This is a genomic window from Tissierella carlieri (genome assembly GCF_018917285.1).
Taxonomy (GTDB): Bacteria; Bacillota; Clostridia; order Tissierellales; family Tissierellaceae; genus Tissierella; species Tissierella carlieri.
In genome coordinates this window covers 1-6,930 of sequence record NZ_JAHLOH010000024.1, presented here as the reverse complement: position 1 = coordinate 6,930, position 6,930 = coordinate 1, and the positions used below count along the sequence as shown (strand labels likewise).

At 31.5% G+C, this 6,930-nt stretch carries 6 protein-coding genes; 4 read left to right on the top strand and 2 right to left on the bottom strand.

The window, feature by feature from the left end:
• Nucleotides 1-129 precede the first annotated feature (129 nt).
• A complete protein-coding gene (locus KQI38_RS06730; protein ID WP_216557270.1) occupies nucleotides 130-1,677 on the bottom strand; it encodes an aldehyde ferredoxin oxidoreductase N-terminal domain-containing protein in 1,548 nt (515 codons plus the stop codon).
• 229 nt (nucleotides 1,678-1,906) lie between these two features.
• On the opposite strand from KQI38_RS06730, the gene KQI38_RS06725 reads away from it, so the two are divergent.
• The 3 genes from KQI38_RS06725 to KQI38_RS06715 are packed head-to-tail and all read left to right on the top strand — an operon-like array spanning nucleotide 1,907 to nucleotide 4,786.
• Complete coding sequence (locus KQI38_RS06725) at nucleotides 1,907-2,992, top strand: ABC transporter substrate-binding protein (RefSeq protein WP_094903644.1); 1,086 nt, start codon at nucleotides 1,907-1,909, stop codon at nucleotides 2,990-2,992.
• Nucleotides 2,992-4,005, top strand: a complete 1,014-nt coding sequence (locus KQI38_RS06720; RefSeq protein ID WP_094903646.1) for a FecCD family ABC transporter permease — start codon at nucleotides 2,992-2,994, stop codon at nucleotides 4,003-4,005. The genes KQI38_RS06725 and KQI38_RS06720 overlap by 1 nt, the downstream gene beginning before the upstream one ends.
• Before the next feature lie 10 nt (nucleotides 4,006-4,015).
• Complete coding sequence (locus tag KQI38_RS06715) at nucleotides 4,016-4,786, top strand: ABC transporter ATP-binding protein (protein ID WP_094903648.1); 771 nt, start codon at nucleotides 4,016-4,018, stop codon at nucleotides 4,784-4,786.
• A 74-nt stretch (nucleotides 4,787-4,860) separates the two neighbouring features.
• Here KQI38_RS06715 and KQI38_RS06710 read toward each other — a convergent pair whose 3' ends face one another.
• Nucleotides 4,861-6,093 (bottom strand): aminopeptidase, encoded by a 1,233-nt coding sequence (locus KQI38_RS06710; RefSeq protein ID WP_216557267.1) that lies wholly within the window; start codon nucleotides 6,091-6,093, stop codon nucleotides 4,861-4,863.
• A gap of 177 nt (nucleotides 6,094-6,270) precedes the next feature.
• Here KQI38_RS06710 and KQI38_RS06705 point away from each other — a divergent pair, with 177 nt between their 5' ends.
• A complete protein-coding gene (locus KQI38_RS06705; RefSeq protein WP_216557264.1) occupies nucleotides 6,271-6,762 on the top strand; it encodes a pyridoxamine 5'-phosphate oxidase family protein in 492 nt (163 codons plus the stop codon).
• Nucleotides 6,763-6,930 lie beyond the last annotated feature (168 nt).

The following is a 6,930-nucleotide window of genomic DNA, read 5'->3' as shown; positions in this document are numbered from 1 at the left end:
TAGTCAGTCCATTAGATTACTATGAACACAGGCGTAATGTTAGATTTAATTGAACCGCCGTATACGGAACCGTAAGTACGGTGGTGTGAGAGGGAAAATTTATTTTTCCCTACTCGATTAGAATAATTCTTAGTTTTTATGGAAATATCTATATAATACTTTTACAAATTCAGGAATGGTCTTAGACACATTAGTCAATTTTACTTTTCTTTCGTATTCTTTTTCATTTTTTATTGTTTGAAGTGCATACTGTAAAATATCTTTTTCACTTGCTCTTACTCCTGTTTTGTAGAAATACATATCTGATAATAAAGTTAAGGCTTCATCATTATCTATAAAAGCAAAGGAAGCAAACAAGCAGAAACCAAGATTCTCTAAAGCAATTATATAGGCGTATAGATAGTCTAAGTCCGACAATCCTAGTAATTTAACAGCATTTGACTGGATATCTATATTAAAATTATCTTCTTCTGTTATAGAGGGCCTTGTTACCATATCTTTATACTTTTCTTTTTCTCTAAATAAATTATATATACCTGAAGTTTTGCTACCTAGTACTCTACCTGCTAATGTCATATTTTTAACTTCTTCTAGAGCTTTGTCCATTTCTTCCGTAGTACCTTTTATATCTTGAAGATTAAAATAAATATTACAGCTAAATATAAATTCAATACAATCTATCCCTAGTTCAAAGCATCTTTTTGTAAAGTTTTTTACATAGTGCTTATCATCTATACCAAATGACGTATTTAATGCTGCATAAGCTTCACTTTCAGTAGGAGCAGAATAATAATCTTCACCTGTTTTAGCATGTCTATTTAAGCATCCCACTACACAAAGAGGAGAACATGTTCTATTTATTTTAAATTCTGTATCTTTGTTATTTCCTTTAGAACTTACCTGACTGACATCAATATTTTTACCTTGCTTTAACATTTTCATTAAAGTAATGGAGCCAAGTCCGGGTAGAGCCTTACCACAGATAGGATGTTCTATTATGATTCTAGATAAGGACTTTGAAGCTTGTTTCATATTTTCTTTATCCAATACATTGGATTTAAAATAAGCTTTATTCTTGGCAACTATAGCTTTTATGCCTTTATGTCCAAATACATCACCAATACTATTTCTAGCACAATAGAATGAAGGATTACCTTCTGGGTATGTACTAAATAAGGTTGATATTGGCAATAAATTTTCTCCTGAAGGTCCTATGCCAATGATTCCACAATTTTTTCCATAAAGATTATGTATCATGTCTATAGTATGAGAGACTTCCATTTCTTTAATGCTGTCTATAGTATTTAAAGTAATATTGTCTTCTTCGATTACTATAGTTAAAGGGATTTTATCCGTATTTCTCCCTAATATAACAATAGCATCTATATTAAATGATGCTAACTTTTGTGATATAGTTCCCGCTAAATTTGAAATTTGAATACCTTCATCTTTTGATCTCTTTGTACCTACTATTAGTCTTCCCGTACTAGGTGCAAGAGTTCCCGAAAAAAGCCCTGGAACTAATACTATTGCATTTTCATCTGTTAATCTTTCTGTCTCTGGAGAAACTTCTTCATTTATAATTTTTGCAATAAGACCTCTGCCATAGTCAGAAAAATTCTTTTCCTTTTTAATAATCTTTCGGTTTGTAAGATTTATATAAATTATTTTACCCATAAAAATGCCTCCTAAAGTTCATCTTAAAAAGGATTATACCATTTAAAAAGTATCTTTTTAAATTAGGATAATCTATACTTGAAAATTTGTTATAGATAATTTTAAAAGGATAGTTAAAATATTGACATGAAAAATTATATATGATATACCTTACATATGTTGATGATGGACAGATATAGGCAACTAGAACAGTATATTAATTGACTAGGAAAGGGTGTGGAAGATAAAAATGAGTTTTTGTAAAAGAGGAATTTTGATCTTATTAGCTATTATATTGACTATATCCATGGTAGGTTGTAAACCAAAGGATGAGCTTAAACTGGACGAAGGAACAGGAGATGTATCGGAAACGCTACAAACAGAAGAAATAGAGAAACAATCACAAGAAAGTAAAAGTATCACTATAACAGATCATCTTGGAAGAGAAATAATACTTGACAAAAGTGCAGAAAAGATAGTAAGTGGTTATTACATAACTACATCCATGATGATAGCTTTAGGACTAGAAGATAATGTAGTAGGTATAGAAGCAAAGGCAAAATCAAGAAATATTTATGCATTAGCAGCACCTGAGTTTCTGGAGCTTCCAAATGTAGGTACTGCAAAAGAATTTGATTTAGAAGGCTGCATTGCTCTTGAGCCAGATCTTGTAATTTTACCTGTCAAATTAAAAGAAGCAGTAGAAAGCCTTGAGGGACTAGGTATAAATGTAATAGCAGTAAATCCTGAAGATATGAATTTATTAAAAGAAACCTTGATAATGATTGGGAAAGCTACAGGGACTGAGGATAGAGCTGAAAAATTAATATCCTATTATGATGAAAAGATTTCAGAAATTGGGAAGATAACTGAAAATAAAGAACAAAAGAAGGTTTATCTGGGAGGAAATAGTGATTTTCTTTCTACTGCACCAAAGAAAATGTATCAAAACTATATGATAGAAACAGCAGGGGGGGTCAACGTTGCTTCTGATATAGAGGATACCTATTGGGCTACGATTTCCTATGAGCAGCTATTAGCTTATAATCCAGATGTAATTATTATAGCACCTAGTGCTGATTATACAAAGGATGACATAATAAATAACAACAAATTATCTGCAATATCTGCAATGAAAAACCGTCGAGTTTATGTAATGCCAGATTCCTTTGAAGCATGGGATGCGCCTATACCATCAAGTATTTTAGGCACAATGTGGCTGACAAGTATATTAAATGAAGAGGACTACTCAAATGATACTTTTAAACAAGATGTGGCTGATTTTTATAAGGAGTTTTATGATATAGAAATAAATAAGGAAGATATTATAAAATAATGAATGTTAATGATAGAATATTGGTAGAAAATCATAATAAAGAGTTTATACAATATTTAATAGCCTCCACATTATTGGGGGCTGTTTTTCTAATATCAATAGGAGTAGGTAAGTATCCTATTAATATTAGTGATATCTTAAAAATTATCTTTGGTGGTAAAGTTGAACCTACTGTAAAAATGGTATTTTTCTCTCTTCGTCTTCCTAGGAACATTATGGTTACCATAGCAGGAATAGGGCTCAGTATAGCTGGCAGTGTATATCAAACTATTTTTAAAAACCCCCTTGCAACACCAGACATTATAGGAGTTGCATCAGGTGCAAATCTAGGAGCAGCCATAGCTATTATTTTTATTGCAGGTGGAACCTTCACTATAGCTATATCTGCCTTTGTAGGTGCTATAGTGGCAGTATTTACAGCAATAGGGCTTACTAAGATATCAAAGGATAAAGGAATTTCAACATTTGTACTTTCAGGAATTGTAATTAGCTCTATAACCCAAGGTTTAATAATGATGTTAAAATTTTTCGCAGATCCAGAGCGTCAGTTGGCAGCAATAGAATTTTGGTCAATGGGAAGTTTTGCAGGAGTTACAAAAGAAAGGGTAATATCCATATTACCATTTTTTCTAATAGGCATAACAATACTTATTTTACTAAGATGGCAGATTAATGTATTGTCTCTGAGCGATGAAGAGGGGAAAAGTTTAGGCATTTCTGTGGAATTGATACGTTTAGGTGTAATCATAGCTGCAACTTTAGTGGTGGCTAGTATTGTTTGTATTACTGGTTTAATATATTTTATAGGTTTAATAGCTCCTCATATAGGAAGAATGATCACAAAGAAAAATGACTTTCATACGACTATTTTAAGTGGATTTATTGGAGGCATAATTTTAATTATAGCAGACTGTCTTGCAAGAAGTTTGGCAGGCAGTGAGATTCCTATTAGTATATTGACTACCTTTATCGGAGCACCATATCTGGCGTATCTAATGACTCGCTTGAAATAGGAGGATTATAATGGATTTGATGAAAGTAGAAAATATAAGAGCAAGGTATGATAAAGAGTTAATAGTTGATGATATTAATTTAACTATGAAAAGTGATGAGTTTATTGCACTTCTAGGTTTAAATGGAACAGGGAAGACGACCCTTCTAAAAGTGATTTGTGGATTACTAAAACCTAAGAGTGGTAAATGCTTAATAAATGGTATGGATATCTATGAGTTTAGTGAGAAACAAAGGGCAAAACATATTAGTTTCATGCCTCAACGACATAGTATAGTTTATGATACAAAGGTATTGGATGTTGTATTAATGGGTGTAACTCCATATCTTGGAGTATTTGAATCTCCTACAAAGGACCACAGAGAGATGGCTTATAATATGCTGAAAAAAATGGGAATAGAGAAATTTGCAGAGGAAAATTTTCTTCATTTAAGTGAAGGGCAAAAACAGCTTATTATAATAACTAGAAATTTAATGCAAAACTCAGAGATTATGTTATTTGACGAGCCAGATAGTGCTCTTGATTTTAACAATAGGCATATGGTCTTATCTAAAATAAGAGAAGTGATAAAAAACGAGAATAAATCTGGATTGATTACTTTACATGATCCAAATATGGCACTTAATTATTGTGATAAAATAATAGTTTTAAAAGATAAGAAAAAATTTGCTGATTTTTATACTACCAATGTAGATAGAGAGTTTCTTATAGAAGTATTCACTAAAATATATGGTGAAATTGAAATAATAAAACATAAGGAAAAGTATTTAATAATAAAATGATAAATAAAATTCTCATTTCTGGTTTGAATTATAGATTAATTCTTACCTAAAATGAGAATTTATTTTTTGTTTATCTAAAATACCCAGTTTCCATCTTTAAATAATTCAACTACGTTTCCATTCTTTTCATATGCAGTAATATTTAGTTGTGGTCCACCTACCATAAAGTCCACATGGATTAAACTAAAATTAGCACCTTTAGCCGTTAATTCTTCTTGAGTCATATTGGAGCCATTTCTCATAGCATAAGCATAAGCACGACCTAAGGCAAAATGACAGGAAGCATTTTCATCAAATAGAGTTTCATTAAATAATATACCAGTATTGGATATAGGAGAATCATCTTGAACTAAAGCAACTTCGCCTAAGTATCTAGCTCCTTCATCATTTGCTAAGAGCTTTTCTAACACGTCATATCCTTTTTCTGCATAGAAGTCTACTACTTTACCATCTTTAAATATAAATCCAAAATTATCTACAATTTTACCATTTACACTAAGAGGTTTTGTAGCCTTTAAAGTACCATTGACTTTTAAACGATGAGGTGTAGTAAATACTTCTTCTGTAGGAATGTTGGCAACATAAGAATGTCCAGCTTGACTTTCTTTAGCTCCACCCATCCAATAATGTTCATCGGCTAAATACACTTCTAGATCTGTGCCAGGACCTTTAAATATTAACTTTTCAAATTGTTTCTCATTTAAGAAGTTTCTATACTTTTTAAGATTTTTATCGTGTATTTCCCACGCCTTTACGGGATCTTCTTGATCAACTCTAGTAGCAGCAAAGATATTTTCCCAAAGTTTTTCTATGGAATTTTCCTCATCTAAATCAGGGAATACTGATTTTGCCCATGAAACTGACGGCATAGCAATTATATTCCATTTAGTGACCCCGGTCATTCTGTATTTCATTACAGGAGCCATTGCTTGTGAAGCTGATTTTTGACTTTTAGCAACTATTTCTCCGTCAATATCTTTTAGTAGTTCAGGATCAGATGCAAGAATAAATATATGATGGTAATTATCCTTATACATAGCCTCTAAGGAGCTTACTTTCCATTCTGGGAAGTTGTCAAATACATAATCCTTTCCGTATTTAAACCTTAATAAGCTGATTTCATCATCAGCAAGCTGAAACTCTACATGCTTTGCTCCTACTTCATAGGCTTTTTTTACTATTAATCTTGCAAGGGGTAAGGTATCGGCATTACCAGTTACTATAAGACCTTCCTTTTCTTTTAGATTAACACCAACTTTTACAGCTAGTTCAGCATATTTCTCTAGATTGTGTTCAAAATTATTCATTACGACCTCCTTATATAACTTAGCATTTATACATTAACTTTATTGTTATCATTATTATCATTATATTCTTTATTTTAATAATCTTAAAGAATAATTTACAAAAAAAGTAAAATAATAGCTATGAGAGAGTAAAAGTAAAGTTATACAAGCATTAAGAATATTATAGGAGGTGGTTTGGTGAATAATAAAAAAGTGTCAGCAGAAGAGTTGAAAATTATGATAGCTGAATTTCTCAAGGAACATAAGGAGGGTTCTCTTGCTACATGTATGAATAATATACCAAGGAGTAGTCCTGTTCAGTATTTTGTAGGGGATAATATGAATATTTTTATACTTTCAGCAGGTGGAGAAAAATTTAATGCAATAGCAGAAAATCCTAATGTCTGTTTATTAGTTAATACAGATTATATTAACTATAGACAAATTAGAGGGGTACAAATATTTGGTACAGCAGTAACTAGTCTAATGGATAATGGAATTTTTGGAGAGGCCAAAGATCAATATTCTGACTCGTATGTAATGGAGAAAGAAAAGGATATAAAAGTTATAAAGATAGTGCCAGAAGAAATTGTTTATTTGGATTCTCTAGGAGATGGAGATAGAACTAAGCAAATTCTTAGATACAATAATGTGATAATAAAAGAAGATAGAGAACCCATATATCTTTAGTAGGGCAAAAACAAATAGTAGGGAGCATATCCCTACTATTAATTATTGTTTATGAATACCACCCGCTAAGCGGGTGGTTCCAAAGAGCTTTCAGCGGTGAACAGAAAATAAGAAACCTCCTTTGATATAATAAAGTTAGGTCTGACCAACCAAACTTAATCGAAGGAG